Origin of the sequence: Pseudomonas aylmerensis (assembly GCF_001702265.1) — a bacterium.
In the GTDB taxonomy this organism is placed as follows: domain Bacteria; phylum Pseudomonadota; class Gammaproteobacteria; order Pseudomonadales; family Pseudomonadaceae; genus Aquipseudomonas; species Aquipseudomonas aylmerensis.
The window spans coordinates 157969-178893 of sequence record NZ_MAUE01000010.1 but is presented as its reverse complement, the minus strand read 5'-3'; the positions used below and the strand labels follow the sequence as shown (position 1 = coordinate 178893).

At 63.7% G+C, this 20925-nt stretch carries 23 protein-coding genes; 13 read left to right on the top strand and 10 right to left on the bottom strand.

The features are described 5' to 3' along the window. Positions 1 to 3 precede the first annotated feature (3 nt). The 10 genes from phnG (at position 4) to BBG20_RS06910 (ending at position 8747) form a co-directional block, all read left to right on the top strand. Positions 4 to 441 (top strand): phosphonate C-P lyase system protein PhnG, encoded by a 438-nt coding sequence (gene phnG / locus BBG20_RS06955; protein ID WP_106804714.1) that lies wholly within the window; start codon positions 4 to 6, stop codon positions 439 to 441. Further along, on the top strand, positions 441 to 1031 hold the full coding sequence (phnH, locus tag BBG20_RS06950; RefSeq protein ID WP_065901627.1) for a phosphonate C-P lyase system protein PhnH: 591 nt from the start codon (positions 441 to 443) through the stop codon (positions 1029 to 1031). Before phnG ends, phnH begins: the two co-directional genes overlap by 1 nt. Continuing rightward, on the top strand, positions 1031 to 2107 hold the full coding sequence (locus BBG20_RS06945) for a carbon-phosphorus lyase complex subunit PhnI (protein WP_065901624.1): 1077 nt from the start codon (positions 1031 to 1033) through the stop codon (positions 2105 to 2107). Before phnH ends, BBG20_RS06945 begins: the two co-directional genes overlap by 1 nt. Continuing rightward, positions 2100 to 2966 carry an alpha-D-ribose 1-methylphosphonate 5-phosphate C-P-lyase PhnJ gene (locus BBG20_RS06940; RefSeq protein WP_065901622.1) on the top strand — a complete coding sequence of 289 codons (867 nt, stop codon included), beginning with the start codon at positions 2100 to 2102 and terminating at the stop codon, positions 2964 to 2966. Before BBG20_RS06945 ends, BBG20_RS06940 begins: the two co-directional genes overlap by 8 nt. After that, positions 2927 to 3736, top strand: a complete 810-nt coding sequence (gene phnK, locus BBG20_RS06935) for a phosphonate C-P lyase system protein PhnK (protein WP_168167060.1) — start codon at positions 2927 to 2929, stop codon at positions 3734 to 3736. Before BBG20_RS06940 ends, phnK begins: the two co-directional genes overlap by 40 nt. Continuing rightward, positions 3733 to 4455 carry a phosphonate C-P lyase system protein PhnL gene (gene phnL / locus BBG20_RS06930; protein ID WP_065901619.1) on the top strand — a complete coding sequence of 241 codons (723 nt, stop codon included), beginning with the start codon at positions 3733 to 3735 and terminating at the stop codon, positions 4453 to 4455. Before phnK ends, phnL begins: the two co-directional genes overlap by 4 nt. Continuing rightward, on the top strand, positions 4445 to 5590 hold the full coding sequence (locus BBG20_RS06925; protein WP_065901617.1) for an alpha-D-ribose 1-methylphosphonate 5-triphosphate diphosphatase: 1146 nt from the start codon (positions 4445 to 4447) through the stop codon (positions 5588 to 5590). Before phnL ends, BBG20_RS06925 begins: the two co-directional genes overlap by 11 nt. Continuing rightward, entirely contained in the window at positions 5590 to 6162 is a 573-nt protein-coding gene (gene phnN, locus BBG20_RS06920) for a phosphonate metabolism protein/1,5-bisphosphokinase (PRPP-forming) PhnN (protein ID WP_065901615.1), read from the top strand. The genes BBG20_RS06925 and phnN overlap by 1 nt, the downstream gene beginning before the upstream one ends. Continuing rightward, positions 6153 to 6902: a phosphonate metabolism protein PhnP gene (gene phnP, locus BBG20_RS06915; protein WP_065901613.1), complete on the top strand. Its 750-nt coding sequence runs from the start codon at positions 6153 to 6155 to the stop codon at positions 6900 to 6902. Before phnN ends, phnP begins: the two co-directional genes overlap by 10 nt. Positions 6903 to 7250: 348 nt before the next feature. After that, the gene (locus BBG20_RS06910) at positions 7251 to 8747 is read left to right on the top strand and encodes a M10 family metallopeptidase C-terminal domain-containing protein (RefSeq protein WP_065901610.1); all 1497 of its coding nucleotides are present in this window, start codon (positions 7251 to 7253) and stop codon (positions 8745 to 8747) included. Here the strand turns inward: BBG20_RS06910 and BBG20_RS06905 are convergent. Next, positions 8737 to 9618, bottom strand: coding sequence for a LysR family transcriptional regulator (locus BBG20_RS06905; protein WP_065901608.1), 882 nt, complete (start codon positions 9616 to 9618; stop codon positions 8737 to 8739). The two genes, BBG20_RS06910 and BBG20_RS06905, sit on opposite strands and share 11 nt — an antisense overlap. Positions 9619 to 9632: 14 nt before the next feature. After that, positions 9633 to 10289, bottom strand: a complete 657-nt coding sequence (locus BBG20_RS06900) for a peroxiredoxin-like family protein (protein ID WP_065901606.1) — start codon at positions 10287 to 10289, stop codon at positions 9633 to 9635. A 226-nt stretch (positions 10290 to 10515) separates the two neighbouring features. Here BBG20_RS06900 and BBG20_RS06895 point away from each other — a divergent pair, with 226 nt between their 5' ends. Continuing rightward, positions 10516 to 10704, top strand: a complete 189-nt coding sequence (locus BBG20_RS06895; protein ID WP_065901605.1) for a type II toxin-antitoxin system HicA family toxin — start codon at positions 10516 to 10518, stop codon at positions 10702 to 10704. Positions 10705 to 10715: 11 nt separating this feature from the next. After that, the gene (locus tag BBG20_RS06890) at positions 10716 to 11120 is read left to right on the top strand and encodes a type II toxin-antitoxin system HicB family antitoxin (protein ID WP_016978509.1); all 405 of its coding nucleotides are present in this window, start codon (positions 10716 to 10718) and stop codon (positions 11118 to 11120) included. Between the two features lie 6 nt (positions 11121 to 11126). Here the strand turns inward: BBG20_RS06890 and BBG20_RS06885 are convergent, their stop codons facing one another. Continuing rightward, positions 11127 to 12323, bottom strand: a complete 1197-nt coding sequence (locus BBG20_RS06885; protein ID WP_083221339.1) for an MFS transporter — start codon at positions 12321 to 12323, stop codon at positions 11127 to 11129. Positions 12324 to 12501: 178 nt separating this feature from the next. On the opposite strand from BBG20_RS06885, the gene BBG20_RS06880 reads away from it, so the two are divergent. Beyond that, complete coding sequence (locus tag BBG20_RS06880) at positions 12502 to 13116, top strand: DUF5666 domain-containing protein (RefSeq protein WP_065901603.1); 615 nt, start codon at positions 12502 to 12504, stop codon at positions 13114 to 13116. Positions 13117 to 13242: 126 nt separating this feature from the next. Here the strand turns inward: BBG20_RS06880 and BBG20_RS06875 are convergent, their stop codons facing one another. The 7 genes from BBG20_RS06875 to hyi form a co-directional block, all read right to left on the bottom strand. After that, positions 13243 to 14247 carry a sulfate ABC transporter substrate-binding protein gene (locus BBG20_RS06875; protein WP_065901602.1) on the bottom strand — a complete coding sequence of 335 codons (1005 nt, stop codon included), beginning with the start codon at positions 14245 to 14247 and terminating at the stop codon, positions 13243 to 13245. 105 nt (positions 14248 to 14352) lie between these two features. After that, entirely contained in the window at positions 14353 to 15177 is an 825-nt protein-coding gene (locus BBG20_RS06870) for an ion transporter (protein ID WP_065901600.1), read from the bottom strand. A 31-nt stretch (positions 15178 to 15208) separates the two neighbouring features. Next, complete coding sequence (locus tag BBG20_RS06865) at positions 15209 to 16084, bottom strand: urea transporter (RefSeq protein ID WP_065901598.1); 876 nt, start codon at positions 16082 to 16084, stop codon at positions 15209 to 15211. Positions 16085 to 16205: 121 nt separating this feature from the next. Then, positions 16206 to 17621, bottom strand: a complete 1416-nt coding sequence (pyk, locus tag BBG20_RS06860) for a pyruvate kinase (protein WP_065901596.1) — start codon at positions 17619 to 17621, stop codon at positions 16206 to 16208. Then, positions 17611 to 18891: a glycerate kinase type-2 family protein gene (locus tag BBG20_RS06855; RefSeq protein WP_065901594.1), complete on the bottom strand. Its 1281-nt coding sequence runs from the start codon at positions 18889 to 18891 to the stop codon at positions 17611 to 17613. The genes pyk and BBG20_RS06855 overlap by 11 nt, the downstream gene beginning before the upstream one ends. A 188-nt stretch (positions 18892 to 19079) precedes the next feature. Continuing rightward, complete coding sequence (locus BBG20_RS06850) at positions 19080 to 19970, bottom strand: 2-hydroxy-3-oxopropionate reductase (RefSeq protein ID WP_065901592.1); 891 nt, start codon at positions 19968 to 19970, stop codon at positions 19080 to 19082. A 164-nt stretch (positions 19971 to 20134) separates the two neighbouring features. After that, positions 20135 to 20917, bottom strand: a complete 783-nt coding sequence (gene hyi, locus BBG20_RS06845) for a hydroxypyruvate isomerase (RefSeq protein ID WP_065901590.1) — start codon at positions 20915 to 20917, stop codon at positions 20135 to 20137. Positions 20918 to 20925 lie beyond the last annotated feature (8 nt).

Here is a 20925-nt window from a genome sequence, read left to right as displayed (position 1 = left end):
ACGATGAACCTGTCCCCGCGTCAACACTGGATTGGCGTGCTTGCCCGCGCCCAACTCAGTGAACTGCAACCGCATGAAGCCGCGTTGAAAGACGTGGAATACCAGACCATTCGCGCTCCGGAAATCGGCATGACCCTGGTGCGCGGCCGCATGGGCGGTAATGGCGCGCCGTTCAATCTCGGCGAAATGAGCGTGACCCGCTGCGTGGTGCGCCTGGCTGATGGTCGCACCGGCTACAGCTACCTGGCCGGACGCGACAAGGTCCACGCCGAACTGGCCGCCCTGGCCGACGCCCACCTGCAAGGCGCTCATCCGAGCATTTGGCTCAGCGACCTGATCACCGCGCTGGCCAGTGCCCAGGCACAACGCCGCGCGCAAAAAGAAGCCGACACGGCGGCCACCAAGGTCGAGTTTTTCACCCTGGTGCGAGGAGAAAACTGATGAGTGCTCACCTGTTGCAACCGGCGTTTGTCGACCCGGTCCTGGATGCCCAGCGCGGCTTTCGCGCCGCCCTCAAGGCCCTGGCCGAACCGGGTTTGATCCAGCACCTGCCTTCGGCCCCGCGCCTTGACGGGCTGGCGCCCGCCACCTACGCCTTGTGCCTGGCGCTGCTGGATGTGGACACGCCGCTATGGCTGGCGCCGAGCTTCGACACGCCGCTGATCCGCGCCAACCTGGCCTTCCACTGCGGTTGCCCGCTCACGGATAAGCGCGAGGACGCCGTGTTTGCACTGCTGGGCGAGCAGGACCTGCTCGACCTCGGCGGCTTCGACCACGGCAATGACCGCTATCCCGATCAGTCCTGCACTTTACTGGTGCAGCTCACCGACCTGGAAGCCGGTCGCGGCCTGCTCTGGCGCGGTCCGGGTATCCAGGCCCAGCGCCGGGTGCACGTGCCGGTGCCACAAGCTTTCTGGCACGAGCGTCAGCGCCGCGAAGCCTTCCCCCGTGGCCTGGACGTGCTGTTCGCCGCCGGCCATCACCTGATCGGCCTGCCGCGCAGCAGCCGCATCGCAGAGGAGCACGCCTGATGTACGTAGCCGTCAAAGGTGGCGAACAGGCCATCGACAATGCCCACCGCCTGCTGGCAAAAAAACGCCGGGGCGATACCGCGATTCCTGAACTCAGTGTCGAGCAGATTCGCCAGCAACTGCCCCTGGCCGTGGCCCGCGTGATGACCGAGGGCTCGCTGTTCGACGCCGAACTCGCCGCGCTGGCGATCAAGCAAGCGGCGGGGGATCTGGTGGAGGCGATTTTCCTGTTGCGCGCCTACCGCACCACGCTGCCGCGCTTCAGCCCGAGCCTGCCGATCGACACCGCGCAAATGTCCTTGAGCCGGCGCTTGTCCGCCACGTTCAAGGACGTGCCCGGCGGCCAATTGCTCGGCCCGACTTTCGACTACACCCATCGGCTGCTGGATTTTGCGCTGCTGGCCGACGGCGAATATCCGGGGCCGCAGACCACACCCGAGGCGACGCTGGAAGCCTGCCCGCGCGTGCTCGGTTTGCTCGCCAAGGAAGGCCTGATCAAGCACGAAACCGACGACAACGCGCGTGTCGCCGACATCACCCGCGACCCGCTGGAGTACCCCGCCAGCCGCGCCGAGCGCCTGCAGGCCCTGGCCCGTGGCGATGAAGGGTTTCTGCTGGCGCTGGGGTATTCGACCCAGCGCGGCTACGGCCGTAACCACCCGTTTGCCGGCGAGATTCGCATCGGCGACGTGGAGGTGTGGATCGACCCCGAAGAGCTGGGCTTCCCGATCTGCCTGGGCAGCATCGAAGTGACCGAGTGCGAGATGGTCAACCAGTTCGTCGGCTCGGCCACCGAGCTTGCGCAGTTCACGCGCGGTTATGGCCTGGCGTTCGGGCATGCCGAGCGCAAGGCCATGGGCATGGCGCTGGTCGACCGCTCACTGCGCGCCGGGGAATACAACGAAGAGATCGTCTCGCCGGCCCAGCGCGAGGAGTTTGTGCTGGCGCATTGCGACAACGTCGAGGCGGCGGGCTTTGTTTCGCACCTCAAATTACCGCACTACGTGGACTTCCAGTCCGAACTGGAACTGATCCGCAAACTGCGCCAACCGGCCGAGGGCACCCGCCATGAATGACCTGACGCAAGCGCCGGTACGCGACCCGGCCTACAACTTCGCCTACCTCGACGAGCAGACCAAGCGCATGATCCGCCGCGCCTTGCTCAAGGCCGTGGCGATCCCCGGTTACCAGGTGCCGTTCGGCGGTCGCGAGATGCCGTTGCCGTATGGCTGGGGCACCGGCGGCATGCAACTGACCGCCGCGATCCTCGGCGCCGATGACGTGCTCAAGGTCATCGACCAGGGCGCCGACGACACCACCAACGCCGTCTCGATTCGCCGCTTCTTCGCGCGCACTGCGGGCGTCGCCACTACCGAGGCGACCCCTGAAGCAACGGTGATCCAGACCCGCCACCGCATCCCGGAGACCCCGCTGCAAGCCGGCCAGGTCATGGTTTACCAGGTGCCGATCCCGGAACCGCTGCGCTTTATCGAACCGTCGGAAACCGAGACGCGCACCATGCACGCGCTGAATGATTACGGGGTGATGCACGTGAAGCTCTACGAAGACATCGCCACCTTTGGCCATATCGCCACCAGCTATGCGTACCCGGTGATGGTCGATGAGCGCTACGTGATGGACCCGTCGCCGATTCCCAAATTCGACAACCCCAAGCTCGACATGAGCCCGGCCTTGATGCTGTTCGGCGCCGGTCGCGAAAAGCGCCTGTACGCGGTGCCGCCCTACACCCAGGTCACCAGTCTGGACTTCGAGGATCACCCGTTCGAAGTGCAGCAGTGGGAGCACAACTGCGCCATCTGCGGCAGCCATGAATCGTTCCTCGATGAGCTGATTCTGGATGACGCCGGGACCCAGAGTTTCGTGTGTTCCGACACCTGGTATTGCGCCCAGCGGGTCAAGGAGAACAACCAGTGAGCCAGCCGTTATTGCAAGTCCGCGACCTGTCCCTGTTGTACGGCCCGGAGAAGGGTTGCCAGGGCGTCAGTTTTGACCTGTACCCCGGCGAAGTGCTGGGCATCGTCGGCGAGTCCGGCTCGGGCAAATCCACCTTGCTCTCGCTGCTGAGCGGGCGTTTGCCACCGCAGGCGGGGAGCATCGGCTATCGCAGCAAGGACGGCGAATGGCTTGACCTCTACAGCGCCAGCGAAGCCGAGCGCCGCACCTTGCTGCGCACCGAATGGGGCTTTGTCGAGCAGAACCCCCGCGACGGCCTGCGCATGGGCGTGTCGGCCGGCGCGAATATCGGCGAGCGCCTGATGGCCCAGGGCGTGCGCAACTATGCGCAACTGCGCGGTGCCGGCCTGGACTGGCTGGGCCAGGTGGAAATCGATCCGCAGCGTATCGATGACCTGCCGCGCACTTTCTCGGGCGGCATGCAGCAGCGCCTGCAAATCGCCCGCAACCTGGTTTCCAGCCCGCGCCTGGTGTTCATGGATGAGCCTACCGGCGGCCTGGATGTGTCGGTGCAAGCGCGGCTGCTCGACCTGCTGCGCGGCCTGGTGCGTGAGCTGGACCTGGCGGTGGTGATCGTTACCCACGACCTGGCCGTGGCCCGCCTGCTCGCTGATCGCCTGATGGTGATGCGTCGCTCGCGGGTGGTGGAAACCGGGTTGACCGACCAGATCCTCGACGATCCACAACACCCTTACTCTCAACTGCTGGTGTCTTCGGTACTGCAGCCATGACGAATGCCTTGATCGAGGTCCTTGACCTCTCGAAAACCTTCACCCTGCACCAGCAGCATGGGGTGGTGCTCAACGTGCTGCGCGGCGTGGGGTTCAGCGTGCAGGCGGGCGAATGCCTGGTACTGCATGGCCAGTCCGGCGCGGGTAAGAGCACCTTGCTGCGTACCCTGTATGGCAACTATCTGCCGGCGGGCGGCAGCATCCGCGTACGTCATGCGCAGGCGTGGCTGGAGCTGGTCGGCGCGGCGCCGCGCGACATTCTGCAGGTGCGCCAGCAGACCCTCGGTTACGTCAGCCAATTCCTGCGGGTGATCCCGCGCGTGGCGTGCCTGGATGTGGTCATGGAGCCGGCGCTGGCGCGTGGCTGGTCCAAGGCCGATGCGCAGTCGCGTGCCGAGCACTTGCTGGCGCGCCTGAACATCCCCCAGCGGCTGTGGCAACTGGCGCCCGGGACCTTCTCCGGTGGCGAGCAGCAGCGCGTCAACATCGCCCGTGGCTTCATGGTGGAGTGGCCGGTGATGCTGCTGGACGAACCCACCGCGTCGCTGGATGACAGCAACCGCCAGGTGGTGCTGGAACTGATCAACGAAGCCAAGGCCGGCGGTGCCGCGCTGATCGGCATCTTCCACGACCGCGCTGCCCGTGAAGCGGTTGCCGACCGCCATTTCGACATGACCCCCACGCCCGTTGCCGAAGAGGAATACGCACATGCCCGCTGAACAGATCCTCAGTAATGCCCAGGTGGTCACCGCTGATCGCATGTTCCTCGGCTGCGTGGTGCTGCGCGACGGCAAGATCGTCGACATCGCCGAAGGTCGCAGCCAGTTGCCCCAGGCCCAGGATCTGGGCGGGGATTGCCTGCTCCCCGGCCTGGTGGAATTGCACACCGACAACCTGGAAAAACACATGACCCCGCGCCCGGGCGTGGACTGGCCGTCGACCTCGGCGGTGCTCAGCCACGATGCGCAAATTATCGCAGCGGGCATCACCACGGTGTTCGATGCGGTCTCCATCGGCGACGTGAACCCCAAGGGCAATCGCATGAAGAAGCTGCCGGCGATGCTCGACGCGATCGCTGCGGCAGAAGGCGCCGGCCTGACGCGCGCCGAGCATCACCTGCACCTGCGCTGCGAGTTGTGCCATCCCGATACCCTCAGCGTGTTCCGCGACCTGGTGGAAAACCCGCTGGTGCGCCTGGTCTCGGTGATGGACCACTCGCCGGGCCAGCGCCAGTTCGTGCTCGAATCCAAGTACCGTGAGTACTACATGGGCAAGTACCACCTCAACGACGAAACCATGGACGCTTTTATCGTGCTGCAGATGGCCAACTCGCGGGAGTACAGCGACCGTTATCGCGCGGCCATCGTCGAGCATTGCCTGGGGCGCGGCCTGTCGGTGGCCAGCCATGACGACGCGACCCTGGCGCATGTGGAAGAGTCGGCGCGCTACGGCATGACCATCGCCGAATTCCCGACCACGCTGGAGGCGGCGAAGGGGTGTCAGGCACTCAACATGAAAGTCTTGATGGGCGCGCCGAACGTGGTGCGCGGTGGGTCGCACTCGGGTAATGTGGCCGCCGCCGGCCTGGCTGCCGAGGGATTGCTGGATATACTTTCCAGTGATTACTACCCGGCCAGCCTGTTGCAGGCTGCGTTCGTGCTGGCCGACCAGCAGGACGGCGGCGACCTGTCGCGGGCGGTCAAGATGATCAGCCTGGCGCCGGCGCAAGCGGCCGGGCTGACGGATCGCGGTGAAATTGCCATTGGTCTGCGCGCGGACCTGGTACAGGCCCGCAGCCGCGAAGGGCTTCCTGTAGTGCAACAAGTCTGGCGACAGGCGAAGAGGGTGTTTTGATGGTGGGCAGGTTGATCTATCTCATCGGGCCATCCGGTTCGGGCAAGGACAGCCTGCTGGATGCCGCACGCCCGCGCTTGGCCGAGCGCGGCTGCCGCATCGTGCGCCGCGTGATCACCCGCTCGGCGGAAGCGGTGGGTGAAGCGGCCCAGGGCGTGAGCCCGCAGCAGTTCGCGGCGCTGCAGGCCGAGGGTGGGTTTGCCCTCAGTTGGCAGGCCAATGGGTTGTCCTACGGGATTCCCCGGGAAATCGACGACTGGCTGGCGGCGGGGCAGGACGTGCTGGTCAACGGCTCGCGTGCGCACCTGGCGCAGACCCGCGAGCGCTATCCGAACCTGCTGGTGCTGTTGCTGACGGTGGATCAAGCCGTGTTGCGCCAGCGCCTGGTCGCGCGAGGACGCGAGTCCCTGGCGGATATCGAGGAGCGCCTGGCACGCAATGCACGCTTCACGGCGCAACTGATCAGCGGCAATGGCGCGGGGTTGTTCGTGCTGGACAATTCCGGCCCGCTGGAACACACCGTCGAGCGCCTGCTGTGCTGCCTCGACCACGGGCACTCGGCATGCGCCTGACCCTGCTCGGCACCGGTGACGCGCGGCAAGTCCCGGTGTATGGCTGCGAGTGCGCGGCGTGCGCAATGGCGCGCAGCGATGCAAGCCTGCGCCGCCGACCGTGCAGCGCGCTGATCGAATGCGGCGACCAGCGCTGGCTGATCGACAGCGGCTTGCCCGACCTCACCGAACGTTTCCCGCCGCGCAGTTTCAACGGGATTTTCCAGACCCACTATCACGCCGATCATGCGCAAGGCTTGCTGCACTTGCGCTGGGGCCAGGGGCTGGTGATACCGGTGCACGGCCCGGCGGATCCGGAAGCTTTGTCCGACCTCTACAAGCACCCCGGCATCCTCGATTTCAGCCAGCCGTTTACCGCGTTCGAAACCCGGCAGTTCGGCGCGCTGAGCGTTACCGCGTTGCCGTTGCAACATTCCAGGCTGACCCTGGGTTACCTGCTCGAAGGCGAGGGGCGCCGCATCGCCTACCTTACCGACACCGTCGGCCTGCCGCCTGACACGCTGGCCTGGTTGCAACGCCAGCCGCTGGAAGTGCTGGTGCTGGATTGCTCCATGCCGCCGCAGCCGCAAGCTCCGCGCAATCACAATGACCTGACGCTGGCGTTGCAGAGTATTGCCGACACCGGTGCGCAGTTGGGGGTACTGACCCATGTGGGGCATACGCTGGATGCATGGCTGCTGGAACATCGGCGCGAGTTGCCACGGCATGTGACAGTGGGGTGGGATGGCCGGGTGCTTTAGCGCAGGCGCCTGTCAAGCGGCAAGGTCCTGGCCCACGGGAAAACCGCCATGAAAAAGTTGAGCGAATGTATCCGTGTCAGGGCGGCTTTGAAGCAGTAAGTGCCGGTCAATTGTGTGGGTTTATATTTTTATCGCGTGGAATCAACAGGTTTTCAGCCTCGCCCATGTGTGTCTGGTTTTTTGAAGTGCAAGTGTTTTTTCGCGTGTTTTAGCAGGTGTTGCCCCACGCCGCGCTGTTTCAGGACGAACTAAATAAAGGCTGTTGCGCACTCATTTTTGCAGGGAAATTCAATCAGCCGATGCTCACGTGTCTGGCTCATTTATCCTCTAAAAAGAGCGCAAATTCCCATGATCAGTTCTGAGTCTTTATCGCGTACACCCCCACAGCAAACCTTGCCGCTTGCCGATCCCGGACCGTTTGGCGTGGGCGCCAGCGGCAAACCGACCTACACCACCGACCAGGCGGGCAAGCACATCACCCGCGATAACCTGCACTTTCACGACCGCAATAACGACAACAAGATAGATCTTTCCTACACCGTCGATCCCACTTTCTCTGCTGCGCAGCAGCAACGTGTGCGCCAGGCCGCGCAGTCCTGGCAGGACGTGGCCAATATCAGTTTCAAGGAGCGGGCGGCAGGTGCGGACTGCACGGTTCACGTCAGGAACAACCCACGTGGAGACCGTGGCGTCGCCATCTCACCCACGCGCGCCACCAGCAGCACCACCGCGACGATTGGCACATTGAAATCAGGCAGTTCGCCGGGGCTGGACAGCCACTTTTCGCTCACCGCCGTGCATGAAATCGGACACGCCATCGGCCTGCAGCATCCGGGTAACTACAATGGCGGTGATTCCACTTATGACAAGAGCGCTGTGTATGCCGGTGACACCAAGGCGCGCAGTGTCATGAGCTACTGGTCTGAAAAGCATCAGGCCGGTCACGATTTTCGCCACTGCAACCCCAGCGCGCCGATGATGGATGACATTGCCGCGGTGCAGCGGCTGTATGGGGCCAATCACCAGACCCGCAAGACCGACACCACCTATGGCTTCAACTCCAATACCGAGCGCGAAGCCATGACCCTCAAGAGCGCCACGGACAAACCGATCTTCTGCGTCTGGGATGGCGGGGGGGACGATACCCTGGATTTTTCCGGGTTTGCCCAGAACCAGAACATCAGCCTGAAGGCCGAGTCGTTTTCCGATGTGGGTGGCTTGAAGGGCAATGTCTCCATCGCCAAAGGCTGTACGGTTGAGAACGCCATCGGCGGCGCCGGACGGGATGTGTTGACGGGCAATGACGCGAACAATCGGCTCAAGGGCGGTGCGGGGGCCGACACATTGCGCGGCGGTGGGGGCGCGGATACGTTTATCTACGACAAGGCCAGTGACTCCACACCGCAGCAGCCGGACGTGATCGAGGACTTCACCACCGGGGTCGACAGGCTCGATGTCTCGGGCGCCTTGAGAGAGGCGGGGGTCGGAGCCCTGATGTTTACTGACCGGTTCAGTGGGCGGGCCGGGGAGGCTGTGCTCAAGCATGACACTGCCACGGGTCGTTCAAGCCTGGAGATCGACCTGAAGGGCACGGGCAATGCCGGCTTCATGGTCAAGAGCATGGGCCAGATCAAGCCGGAGGATGTGCTGTGGCAGGGGCAAACGGTGCCGAAGGTCGTGCCAGCACCGGTACCGGCGCCGACGCCAGCACCCGTGCCCGCACCCGCACCACCGCTACCGGCACCGCTTGATCCGACGGCAGGCATGATTTCAGTGTTAAGCGAAATGCTCGCTACGACGCTTTCGACCTTGCTGCAGTTAGTGCTGAACGTTGTCAGGCGTTGATCAGCGCTTCGACATACTCCACAAACGCGCGTGCCTTGGCGCTCGCCATCCGGCCGGTGGGGAATATTGCCCACAAATCCCGGGGCGGCAAATGCCAGTCCGCCAGCACGCGCTTGACCTCGCCGCTGGCCAGCTCCGGCGCGAACATCCAGCTGGAAGACAGCGTCAGGCCCAGATGGCTCAGTACGGCGGCGCGCACGCCTTCCGCCGCCGTCACGCGCACGCGGCCATGGGCAACGAGCGGGTAATGCGTGTCGCCTTGGGTAAAGTTCCAGTGCGAGCCTTCGCCTCGGGTGTAGATGATCGCCTGGTGCTGCAGCAAGTCCGCCGGGGTGGCGGGCTCGCCGAAGCGTTCGAAGTAGGCCGGCGTGCCGAGGATCACGCAGGGTGATTCACCGATCTTGCGCGCCGTGAGGCTGGAGTCATCCAGGTTGCCCATGCGCAGGGCGACGTCGATGCCTTCTTCCACCAGATTGAGCGTGCGGTCATCGAGCACCACGTCGACATTCACCCCCGGGTACTGCTCCAGGAACGCGCCCAGGTGCGGAATGATATGCATGCGGGCGAAGGTCACCGCTGCGCTGATACGCAGGTTGCCCGACAGCCCGGCGCCGGCTCCCCGGGCGGCGTCGTCGGCCTCGTTGGCTTCGTCGATGGCGCGCCGGGCTTTCTCGAAAAACGCCAGGCCTGCCTCGGTGGGCGTAAGGCCACGGGTCGAACGCAACACCAGGCGCACCGCCAGGCGTGCTTCCAATTGCGCGATGCTCTTGGACACGGCGGGCTGGCCGATGCCCAGGCGCTTGGCAGCGGCCGAGAACGAACCGGTTTCGACAACGTGGACGAAAGTTTCCATGGCGGTAAGACGGTCCATCGGGTGTCCTTGGGTTATCGGGTGAGGGCGTCGAGCAGCGCCGAGGGTTCCGGGCGTTGAGTGTAATCCGGGTTGACCTCGGCGTAACGAATCACGCTGTCCTGGCCGATCACATAGCGGGCGGGCATGGGCAGTGTCCAGGCCGGATCGTCGTTGATCAGCGGCAGGTTGTTGCCCAGCGCCTTGTAGAGTTCGATCAAATAATCCGGCAATTGAAAGCGCAGCCCGAACGCATCGGCGACGTCGTTGTGGGTGTCGCTGAGGATCGGGAACCCCAGCGCGGCAATGCGCGTGGATTTGCGGCTGTTGGCGGCCGTTTGCGGCGACAGGGCCAGCAACTGGGCGCCGGCCGCTGTCAGTGTCGGCAGAAACGCCTGCAACGCCTGCAGTTCCATAGTGCAGTACGGGCACCACACACCTCGGTAGAACGTCAGCACCAGCGGCCCCTGGGCCAGCAGCCTGGCCGAGGACACCGCGTTGCCCTCGGCGTCCTTGAGGCTGAACAGCGGCGCTTTGTCTCCCACCTTGAGGGCACGTTGTGCTGCACCGCTGGCGATCAGCTCGGCGGTGGCGCGCTCCATGATCGGATGGATATGCGCGGGCGCGTTGTAGGGCGGCTTGCCCGCTTTGAAGTCAGCGCGGAAGGCATCAAGTGTGGCTTGAAGTGTCATGGCGGTAGTCCCTCGGGAGATGAGCCGGCTTGGCTGGAGGGGATGATGGGCGCGTCAGTGCGGGGGTAGAAGCGGGGTGCCGGGCATAGGATTTATGCGTTGAGGGAATGAACGCGTGCAATACCAACATCCGGTAAAACAGCCGCCAGTCGGGATCCCTGATTCTGTGCTTGAGTAAAGATAACTCTAGGGTTATTTTTATTCCGACCAAGCCAAGGAGGCTGCGGTGCAAAGCAGGCTATTGATCAAGGAGCTGCAAGAGGCGGGTTGGGTGCTGGATCGGGTCACGGGCAGTCATCACATTTTTACTCACCGCTATAACCCGTACACGATCCCGGTGCCGCACCCCAAGAAGGACCTGCCGCTGGGCACCGTCAGAAGCATCAGGAAACGCGCCGGGCTGTTTCAGTTCTAAGGAGAGCATTCATGCAATACCCAATCTGTATCGAATGGGGCGATGACTTTACCGCCACCGGTATTCAGATCCCCGATATTCCAGGCGCGGTCACCGCTGGGGACAGTTTCGAAGAGGCGTACAACGCCGCCGTGGAAGTCGCGCACATCATGCTGCAAGAAATCGCCGCCGAAGGTGGGCCGATTCCGATGCCCACGTCGGTGGCCAATCATCACGCCCATGAAGACTACGCCGGGATGGGCTGGGGCATGCTCGAGTTGGACATCTCGCCCTATCTGGGCAAGACCGAGAAGGTCAACGTGACCTTGCCCGGTTATGTCATCCAGCGCATCGACCGTTATGTGCGCGAGCACAAGGTCAAAAGCCGCTCGTCATTCCTGGCGGACGCGGCCTTGGAGAAGCTGGTGCGCTCCTGAGGGCGATCAGGCCGTGGCGACCGTGACCTGGCGCGAAGCGCTCAGGAAGCGCAACAGCGCCACCAGCGGGAACGCACTGCCCACCAGCATCACGCCCAGCCAGCCACCGTGCTCGTAGACGCTGCTGGCAATCGCCGAGCCGAAGGCGCCGCCGATGAAGATGCTGGTCATGTACAACGCGTTGAGGCGGCTGCGGCTGTTGGCGTCGAGGGCATAGATCGCGCGTTGGCCGAGGACCATGTTCATCTGCACGCAGAAGTCCAGGACCACGCCGGTCACCGCCAGGCCGATCACGCTGTACAGCGGGTGCACGAAGGCTGGCAGGAAGCTCAACACGGCAAACAGCATGGCCAGCAGTGAGGCGCGGTGAGTGTGGCCGGCATCGGCCAGGCGGCCGGCGATGGGCGCAGCGATGGCACCCAGGGCACCGACCAGTGCGAACAACGCGATCTCACTTTGGCTCAGCCCATGATTGCGCGCCAGCTCCAGCGGTGCGGCGGTCCAGAACAGGCTGAAGGTGGCAAACATGCAGCCCTGGTAGAACGCACGTTGGCGCAGCAGGGGTTGTTCACGCAACAAGGTGCCGAGCGAGCCGAGCAGTTGGCCATAGCTGGCGCTGTGGTCAGGCTGGCGTTTGGGGATGGTCAGCATCAGCACCACGCTGATGAACGCCATCAACGCGGCCGCCGCCATGAACATCGCCCGCCAGCCGAAGTGGTCCGCGACCACGCTGGACACCGGCCGCGCCAGCAGAATGCCGAGCAGCAGCCCGCCCATGATGCTGCCCACCACCCGGCCACGGGATTCGGCGGGTGCCAGGTGGGCGGCCAGCGGGATCAGGATTTGCACCGACACCGAACTGAAGCCGATCAGCAACGACACCAGCAGGAACAGGTTCGGCTGCTCGGTGAAGGCTGCGCCCAGCAGGCTCGCAATGGCCACCACGGTGGTGGTGATCATCAGCTTGCGGTTTTCCAGCAGGTCGCCCAGCGGTACCAGGAAAAACAGGCCGAGGGCATAACCGATTTGCGTCAGGGACACGATCAGGCTGGCCATCGCCGGGGTGAGGCCGATGTCCGGTGCGATCAGTTCGATGATCGGCTGCGCGTAGTAGATGTTGGCGACGATGGCGCCGCAGCAGAACGCAAACAGCATCACCATCGCGCGGGTCATGGTGGTTGTAGGGTGTGAGGTAGCGTTCATGGTGTTCTCATAAAAGCGGAGGAAGTAGGCGAGCGAGAGTAGAGACAAGGTGCAACGGCGAGTAGGCCGCTGGTGGTGATAACACTCATGCCGGGAATTAATGACTGAAACGTTAACTTTCGCGTCGAACGGCAATGATACATTCAGACACAACTGCCGAAACAGGAAATCCATTGCGATGAAGATCACGTTGAACAAGATGCTCCTGGCTTCCACCCTTGCCGCCGCCATGGCTGTCGGCCTGGCGAACGCGGCCGATGCCCCACGCGTGGGTGTGCGTGGCGCCATCACGGCGATCGACGGCGACGCGATGCACGTCAAGGTCAACAGTGGTGAAGACGTCACCGTGCACCTGACAAAAGACACTCAGGTCCGTGCCGTAACGCTGGCGAAGATCGACGAGATCAAGCCCGGCAGCTACATCGGCTCGGCTGCCATGCCCAACGCCGACGGCACCCTGACTGCCCTCGAAGTGCATGTGTTCCCGCCGGCGATGGCCGGCACGGGCGACGGGCACCGGGCGTTCGACCTCAAAGAAGGCAGCAGTATGACCAACGGCACGGTCGGCGACCTGGTGGTCAGCAACGGGCGGACGTTGACCGTCAAATACAAAGGGGGCGAGCAGAAGATCGTGGTGCCGGATGATGTGCCGATCGTCAACCTGGAGCCAGGCGACCGCAGCTTGCTCAAGCCGGGGGTGAAGGTGGTGATGTTTGCGGCGAAGGACGCGGACGGGACGGTGACGGCGCAGGCTATCTCGGCCGGCAAAGATGGCGTGACACCGCCGATGTAAGGGCCAGGCGCATCCCCCAATGCAGGCGCTGGCTGGCCTGCGACAGCATCACCTCGGTATGCCTGATACGTTGAGGTGTCTGCATCGCAGGCCAGCCAGCTCCCACACGGGGCTGCGTTTGTTCAGTTATTGACCGCTGTAGATCTGGTCGAAAACACCGCCATCATTGAAGTGGGTTTTCTGCACGGTGCGCCAGTCGCCGAAGGTCTTCTCTACCGAGAGGAATTCGACTTTCGGGAAGCGGTCGGTGTACTTGGCCAGTACCTTCGCGTCGCGTGGGCGCAGGTAGTTGTTGGCGGCGATTTCCTGGCCTTCCGGCGACCACAGGTACTTCAGGTAGTCTTCGGCGGCCGCGCGGGTGCCTTTCTTCTCGACCACTTTGTCGACCACCGACACCGGCGGCTCGGCTTCGGCAGAGACGCTTGGGTAGATCACTTCGAACTGATCACGGCCGAATTCGCGGGCGATCATTTCTGCTTCGTTTTCAAAGGTCACCAGCACGTCGCCGATCTGGTTGGTCATGAACGTGGTGGTCGCGGCGCGGCCACCGGTGTCCAGCACAGGTGCCTGCTTGAACAGCTTGCCGACAAAGGCCTTGGCCTTGTTCTCGTCGCCGCCGTTTTTCAGCACGTAGCCCCAGGCCGACAGGTAGGTGTAGCGGCCGTTACCGGAAGTCTTCGGGTTGGGCACGATCACTTGCACGCCGTCTTTCAACAGATCCGGCCAGTCTTTCAGGGCTTTGGGGTTGCCTTTGCGCACGATAAACACCGTGGCGGAGGTGAACGGCGCGCTGTTGTTCGGCAGGCGCGTGACCCAGTTGTCCGGCACCAGCTTGCCATTGTCGGCGAGGGCGTTGATGTCGGTGGCCATGTTCATGGTGATCACGTCAGCCGGCAGGCCGTCGATCACCGAGCGCGCTTGTTTGCTGGAGCCGCCGAAGGACATCTGCAGGGTCAGCTTGTCGTTCGGGTGCTCGGCGTCCCAGTGTTTCTGGAAGGCGGCGTTGTAGTCCTTGTAGAAATCGCGCATCACGTCATACGAGACGTTGAGCAGAGTGACCGGGGCTGCCTGGACGGCGCCCGCCAGGGCAAGGCCGGCGGCCAGTAGAGAGGCGCTAACGAGTTTTTTCACTGCTCATTCCTTGTTGTTCGAGAAGGTTATCGATTGAGTGAGGGCATTTTGCCAGCGACTATAGCTGGGCCTGCATAGACGCTTAAAGATTAAAACGCACTTTGCTTATTCCACTTTCTTAAACAGCGCATTGCCACAGCGCGAGCAGAACGCCGCGTTGGGCTCGTGGCTGTTCTTGTTGCACACCGGGCAGTCGGTTTGCAGCTGCTCACCGCGCATGGCACTGGCCAGTTCGGCGGTAAAAATCCCCGTCGGCACGGCGATGATCGAGTAACCGGTGATCATCACCAGTGACGAAATCACCTGGCCCAGCGGGGTCTTGGGCACGATATCGCCAAAGCCCACGGTGGTCAGGGTCACGATCGCCCAATAGATGCCCTTGGGGATGCTGGTAAACCCGTGTTCCGGGCCTTCGATCACGTACATCAAGGTGCCGAATACGGTGACCAGGGTGCACACGCTGACCAGGAACACCACGATCTTCTGCTTGCTGCCGCGCAGCGCGGCCATCAGGTAATTGGCCTGCTTGAGGTAAGGGCTGAGCTTGAGCACGCGGAAGATCCGCAGCATCCGGATGATGCGGATGATCAGCAGGTACTGGGCGTCGCTGTAATACAGCGCGAGGATGCCGGGGACGATGGCGAGCAAATCCACCAGCCCATAGAAGCTGAAGGCATAGCGCAGCGGCTTGGGCGAGCAGTAGAGGCGCAGGCCGTACTCGATGGCGAAAATGATGGTGAAGCCCCACTCGATATAGGCCAGCACGTCGGCGTAGTTGTCGTGGACGGTCTGGATACTGTCGAGGATCACAATCACCAGGCTGGCGAGGATGATCAGCAGCAAGGTGCTGTCGAAGCGCCGGCCGGCCGCTGTGTCGCTTTGAAAAACCATGACGTAGAGCCGCTGACGCCAGTCGTTGTTGCTGTCCATAAAGGCCGCCTGAATCGAATATCGAGCAAGCCTAGGGGGATTCGAAGGGGCTGTCCATGCGGGGTTTACCCAGCATCCGGCGACCGGCACGCACCAGCCAGCACGCGAGGATGAACGGGGCGGTCAACGCCGGCAGGTGCAGCGCAGCAAAGCCTGGGGTGAGGACGATTGCCAGCAGGATGCCGAGCAGCGGTTGCCAGGCGTGGCGGCGCGTCTGGCACAGGGCCAGGGCCGCCAGCGCGGGGTTGTAGCTGTGCAGGCCGAGCAGGGCGCTGGCGGTCTCGTCGAGCAGCAGCGCGATCAGCACTCCGCAGAGGGCGCCGGTCAAGGCCCAGAGGGCGGCACGCCGATTGGCCAGCCACAGGCCAAGCGCGATCAGCGCACCGGCCAGGGGCTGGTCGAGCAGCATGATTTGCGCGAGCCCGGTGAAGGGCGCGGCCAGGACGGCCAGGGTGTCGGCTTCGCCGAGTGCAAACGTGCTCGGCGGCACGCTGCCCAGCAACAGCCAGCCCAGGCCGACAAACGGCGCGGTGTAGGCGGGCAGGTCATCGGGGCGGGTTGCGTGTTTGAGCCATTGTCGCGTGAGCATCGCACTCAAGCCGCCGCACGCCAGGATCAGCGGTGGCAGTAGGGCCGACCAGGCAAAGTGCTGGCTGATCAGCAAACCCAGCAGTACGCCGTTGTAGCTATACAGTCCGGCCTGGCGTTCGGCCTTGGGATAACCCCGGCGCTGGGCCGTGAGCAAACCGGCGACGCCTCCCAGCAACGCCCCACCGAGCAGGGCCGGGGCGCCGATCAGGATGGCCAGCAGGCACAGCAGGCCACACAGGGGATGGCGCTGCAGGAAGATCTGGCTGAAGCCGTTGAGCAAGGCTTCGGCCCAGTCGGGGCAGGATTGGTTGGGCATGGCGGATGAGTCTGAGGGACCGAGTTGCCCCCAATCGCCGGCAAGCCAGCTTCACATTTGAATCGGTTCACCAATCAAAATGTGGGTGCCGGGCTTGCCCGCGATGAGGCCTGAACAGACGCTAGATCAACGTCTCGATACGCAGCGAATTGGTCGACCCCGGTTGCCCGAACGGCACTCCCGCGGTAATCACCAACGTATCCCCACGCTGCGCCATCCCCTGGGCCTGGGCGATCTCCAGCGCGGTCGAACACACTTCATCGACCTGGCGCAGCCGATCATTGACCACCGAATGCACGCCCCACGCCACGCTCAAGCGGCGCGCAGTGGAGAGGTTCGGCGTGAGGTTGAGGATCGGCGCCACCGGCCGTTCCCGCGCCGCGCGCAGGCTGGAGCTGCCGGACTCGCTGTAGTTCACCAGCACCGCCACCGGCAGGATGCTGCTGATCCGCCGGATCGCACAGCTGATGGCGTCCGACACCGTGGCGTCCGCCTTGGGCCGGCTGACGTCCAGTTGCGTCTGGTAGTCCGGGCCGTTTTCGACCTGGCGGATGATCTTGCTCATCATCTGCACGGCTTCCAGGGGGTACTCGCCGGACGCGGTTTCCGCCGACAGCATCACCGCATCGGCGCCTTCGGCCACGGCGTTGGCGACATCGGTGACTTCGGCGCGAGTCGGTGCCGGGGAGAAACGCATGGACTCGAGCATCTGCGTGGCCACCACCACCGGCTTACCCAGCTGGCGGCAGGTGCTGATGATGTCTTTCTGGATCTGCGGCACGCTCTCGGCGGGCACTTCCACACCCAGGTCGCCCCTGGCCACCATGATCGCGTCGCTCAGCTCGGCGATTTCCTGCAGGCGCTGCACGGCCGAGGGTTTCTCGATCTTGGCCATCAGGAACGCTTTGTCGCCGATCAACTCACGGGCTTCGCGGATGTCTTCCGGGCGCTGCACGAACGACAGCGCCACCCAGTCCACACCCAGCTCCAGGCCGAACCTCAGGTCGCTGCGATCCTTGGCGGTGAGCGGGCTGAGTTCCAGCAGCGCCTGTGGGACATTCACACCTTTGCGGTCGGACAATTCGCCGCCATTCAGCACCGTGGTGTCGATGGCATCCGCATGCTTGGTGATGACTCGCAGGCGCAGTTTGCCGTCATCCAGCAGCAGGTCCATGCCCGGCTCCAGCGCCGCGATGATTTCCGGGTGCGGCAGGTTGATACGGCGCTGGTCGCCCGGTGTGGGGTCCAGGTCCAGGCGCAGGGCCTGGCCACGCACCAATTGCACCTTGCCTTCGGCAAAGCGCCCGACCCGCAGCTTCGGTCCTTGCAGGTCCATGAGGATGCCCAGCGGGTAGTTCAGCTGGCGCTCGACCTGGCGAATCCACTGGTAGCGCTGGGCGTGATCGGCGTGCTCGCCGTGGCTGAAGTTGAGGCGGAAGATATTCACGCCGGCCTCCACCAGCTCGCGGATATCATCGATACCGTCGGTGGCCGGGCCCAGGGTGGCGAGGATTTTGACCTTCTTGTCAGGCGTCATGTTTGGCAGTCTCAAGGATCAGGATGGCGCGGAAATCATTGACGTTGGTGCGCGTCGGTTCGGTGACGATCAAGCCCTCGAGCGCGGCGAAATAGCCGTAGCCGTTGTTGTTATCCAGCTCATCGCTGGCCGACAGGCCCAAGGCCTCGGCGCGGGCATAGCTGCAGGGGGTCATGATGGCGCCGGCGTTGTCTTCGGAGCCGTCGATGCCGTCGGTATCACCGGCCAGGGCGTACACGCCCGGCAAGCCCTTGAGGCTGTCGGTCAGGCTCAGCAGGAATTCGGCATTGCGCCCGCCACGGCCATTGCCGCGCACGGTGACGGTGGTTTCGCCACCGGAGAGGATCACGCAGGGCGCCGCCAGTGGCTGGCCATGCTGCACGATTTGTCGGGCGATGCCGGCGTGCACCTTGGCCACGTCCCGCGCTTCGCCTTCAAGGTCGCCGAGGATCAGCGGGCTGAACCCGGCCTGGCGGACTTTCACCGCGACCGCTTCGAGGGATTGCTGCGGGCGCGCGATCAATTGGAAGTGGCTGCGCGCGAGTGCCGGGTCACCCGGCTTGACGGTTTCCGAGGCCGGGTTCTGCAACCAGCTGCGTACCGAGGCGGGGGCGTCGATGCCGTAGCGCTTGAGGATCGCCAGCGCCTGTTGCGACGTGCTCGGGTCGCCAACGGTGGGGCCGGAAGCAATCACCGTGGCCTGGTCGCCCGGCACATCGGAAATCGCATAGGTGTAGACCGTCGCCGGCCAGGCCGCCTTGGCCAGTCGGCCGCCCTTGATCGCCGAGAGGTGCTTGCGCACGCAATTCATCTCGCCAATGGTGGCGCCGGATTTGAGCAGGGCTTTGTTGATGGCTTGCTTGTCGGCCAGGGTGATGCCTTCGGCGGGCAGGGCGAGCAGTGCAGAGCCGCCGCCAGACAGCAGGAAGATCACGCGGTCGTCTTCAGTCAGGTTGCTGATCAAGGCCAGCACGCGTTTGGCCACGGCGAGGCCGGCGGCATCGGGGACCGGGTGGGCGGCCTCGACCACTTCGATTTTCTTGCACGGCGCGCCGTGGCCGTAGCGCGTGACCACCAGGCCGGAGACTTCGCCCTGCCAGGCGTTTTCCACCACCAGGGCCATGGCGGCGGCGGCTTTGCCGGCGCCGATCACGATCACGCGGCCGCTGCGGTCGGTGGGCAGATAAGGTTCGAGGACTTGCCGGGGGTGGGCGGCGTCGATGGCTGTGGCAAACAGCGCGCGAAGCAGGTGTTGCGGATCGACCGACATAAGCGGGCTCCCGGGGGATTCTTGTTATTAGGGGGGCATCAATTCCAGGCTGGAATGCGATCAAATGTGGGAGCGGGCTTGCTCGCGAATGCGTTCTGACATTCAACATCCATGCTGACGGATACACCGCTTTCGCGAGCAAGCCCGCTCCCACATTCGACCGCACTCAAAGGTGGAAGCGGGGTGGGTTACTTATCGCGAATCGAAAAATTCGCCATATGCTCCAGCCCCTTGATCAGCGCCGAATGGTCCCAGTTGCCGCCGCCGATCGCCGTGCAGGTGCTGAACACCTGTTGGGTGCCGGCGGTGTTCGGCAGGTTGATCCCCAGCTCCTTGGCACCGGCCAGGGCCAGGTTCAGGTCCTTCTGATGCAGGTTGATGCGGAAGCCCGGATCGAAGGTGCCCTTGATCATGCGCTCGCCATGCACTTCGAGGATCTTCGAGGAGGCAAAGCCACCCATCAGCGCTTCACGTACTTTGGCCGGGTCGGCGCCGTTCTTCGAGGCGAACAGCAGCGCTTCGGCCACCGCCTGGATATTCAGCGCGACGATGATCTGGTTAGCCACCTTGGCCGTCTGGCCATCGCCATTGCCACCCACCAGGGTGATGTTCTTGCCCATGCTCTGGAACAGGGGCAGGGCGCGTTCGAAGGTCTGCGGCTCGCCACCGACCATGATGCTCAGGGTGCCGGCCTTGGCGCCGACTTCACCGCCGGACACTGGCGCATCCAGGTACTGCGCGCCGGTCTGGTTGATCTTGGCGGCGAACGCCTTGGTGGCGGTGGGGGAGATCGAACTCATGTCGATCACCACCTTGTTGGGTGACAGGCCGGCGGCGACACCGTCGGCGCGGAACAGCACGTCATCGACCTGCGGGGTGTCGGGCACCATGACGATGACGAACTCGGCTTCCTGGGCGACTTGCTGCGGGTTGGCCAACGCGATGGCACCCGCACCGATCAGCTCGGCCGGCGCCTTACCATGATGCTCGGAGAGAAACAGTTGGTGACCTGCTTTCTGCAGGTTGGCGGCCATGGGTTGGCCCATGATGCCGGTGCCGATGAATCCGATTTTAGCCATGACGAAAATCCTCTCTTTATTCGATGTGAGAGCTGCTTTTTGTGGGAGCTGGCTTGCCTGCGATGGCATTACCTCGGTTTAACTGAGAGACCGAGTTGCCTGCATCGCAGGCAAGCCAGCTCCCACACAAGCCCTGCTTTCACATTGGGTTTTGTGTTGTTCAGTCAGATCGCGTTGTGGGTTTTGAGCCAGCCCAAACCCGCTTCGGTGGTGGTCAGCGGCTTGTATTCACAGCCGACCCAACCCGGGTAACCGATGCGGTCCAGATGCTCGAACAGGAAGCGATAGTTGATCTCGCCGGTACCCGGCTCATTGCGCCCGGGGTTGTCCGCCAGCTGGATATGGTTGATCTCGCCCAGGTGCGCGGCCATGGTGCGGGCCAGGTCGCCTTCCATGATTTGCATGTGATAGATGTCGTATTGCAGGAACAGGTTGGCGCTGCCCACTTGCTCGCGAATCGACAGGGCCTGCGCGGTGTTGTTGAGGTAGAAGCCCGGGATGTCGCGGGTGTTGATGGCTTCCATCACCAGCTTGATGCCCACCGCTTGCAGCTTGTCGGCCGCGTACTTGAGGTTGGCGACAAACGTCTTTTCCAGGGTTGCATCATCGACACCGGCAGGCCGGATCCCCGCCAGGCAGTTGATCTGGGTATTGCCCAGCACCTCGGCGTAGGCGATGGCCAGGTTGACCCCGGCGCGGAACTCCTCGACCCGATCCGGGTGGCACGCCAGGCCGCGCTCGCCCTTGGCCCAATCACCGGCCGGCAGGTTGAACAGCACTTGGGTCAGGCCATGGGCGTCAAGTTGTGCCTTGATTTCGGCGGAGCTGAACTCATACGGGAACAGGTACTCGACCCCTTCGAAACCGGCCTCGGCGGCGGCTTTGAAGCGGGCGAGAAAGTCCTGCTCGGTAAACAGCATGGACAGGTTGGCGGCAAAGCGCGGCATAGGGTTCT

What these genes read in the sequence shown, in the direction of transcription:
- BBG20_RS06885 (WP_083221339.1), bottom strand. Translation starts at nt 12,323, where the DNA reads ATGAACGCTACCTCACACCCTACAACCACCATGACCCGCGCGATGGTG.
- phnH (WP_065901627.1), top strand. Translation starts at nt 441, where the DNA reads ATGAGTGCTCACCTGTTGCAACCGGCGTTTGTCGACCCGGTCCTGGAT.
- BBG20_RS06900 (WP_065901606.1), bottom strand. Translation starts at nt 10,289, where the DNA reads ATGACACTTCAAGCCACACTTGATGCCTTCCGCGCTGACTTCAAAGCG.
- hyi (WP_065901590.1), bottom strand. Translation starts at nt 20,917, where the DNA reads ATGCCGCGCTTTGCCGCCAACCTGTCCATGCTGTTTACCGAGCAGGAC.
- BBG20_RS06855 (WP_065901594.1), bottom strand. Translation starts at nt 18,891, where the DNA reads ATGTCGGTCGATCCGCAACACCTGCTTCGCGCGCTGTTTGCCACAGCC.
- BBG20_RS06925 (WP_065901617.1), top strand. Translation starts at nt 4,445, where the DNA reads ATGCCCGCTGAACAGATCCTCAGTAATGCCCAGGTGGTCACCGCTGAT.
- phnN (WP_065901615.1), top strand. Translation starts at nt 5,590, where the DNA reads ATGGTGGGCAGGTTGATCTATCTCATCGGGCCATCCGGTTCGGGCAAG.
- BBG20_RS06880 (WP_065901603.1), top strand. Translation starts at nt 12,502, where the DNA reads ATGAAGATCACGTTGAACAAGATGCTCCTGGCTTCCACCCTTGCCGCC.
- phnG (WP_106804714.1), top strand. Translation starts at nt 4, where the DNA reads ATGAACCTGTCCCCGCGTCAACACTGGATTGGCGTGCTTGCCCGCGCC.
- BBG20_RS06850 (WP_065901592.1), bottom strand. Translation starts at nt 19,970, where the DNA reads ATGGCTAAAATCGGATTCATCGGCACCGGCATCATGGGCCAACCCATG.
- BBG20_RS06890 (WP_016978509.1), top strand. Translation starts at nt 10,716, where the DNA reads ATGCAATACCCAATCTGTATCGAATGGGGCGATGACTTTACCGCCACC.
- phnP (WP_065901613.1), top strand. Translation starts at nt 6,153, where the DNA reads ATGCGCCTGACCCTGCTCGGCACCGGTGACGCGCGGCAAGTCCCGGTG.
- BBG20_RS06865 (WP_065901598.1), bottom strand. Translation starts at nt 16,084, where the DNA reads ATGCCCAACCAATCCTGCCCCGACTGGGCCGAAGCCTTGCTCAACGGC.
- phnL (WP_065901619.1), top strand. Translation starts at nt 3,733, where the DNA reads ATGACGAATGCCTTGATCGAGGTCCTTGACCTCTCGAAAACCTTCACC.
- pyk (WP_065901596.1), bottom strand. Translation starts at nt 17,621, where the DNA reads ATGACGCCTGACAAGAAGGTCAAAATCCTCGCCACCCTGGGCCCGGCC.
- BBG20_RS06910 (WP_065901610.1), top strand. Translation starts at nt 7,251, where the DNA reads ATGATCAGTTCTGAGTCTTTATCGCGTACACCCCCACAGCAAACCTTG.
- BBG20_RS06870 (WP_065901600.1), bottom strand. Translation starts at nt 15,177, where the DNA reads ATGGACAGCAACAACGACTGGCGTCAGCGGCTCTACGTCATGGTTTTT.
- BBG20_RS06940 (WP_065901622.1), top strand. Translation starts at nt 2,100, where the DNA reads ATGAATGACCTGACGCAAGCGCCGGTACGCGACCCGGCCTACAACTTC.
- BBG20_RS06945 (WP_065901624.1), top strand. Translation starts at nt 1,031, where the DNA reads ATGTACGTAGCCGTCAAAGGTGGCGAACAGGCCATCGACAATGCCCAC.
- BBG20_RS06905 (WP_065901608.1), bottom strand. Translation starts at nt 9,618, where the DNA reads ATGGACCGTCTTACCGCCATGGAAACTTTCGTCCACGTTGTCGAAACC.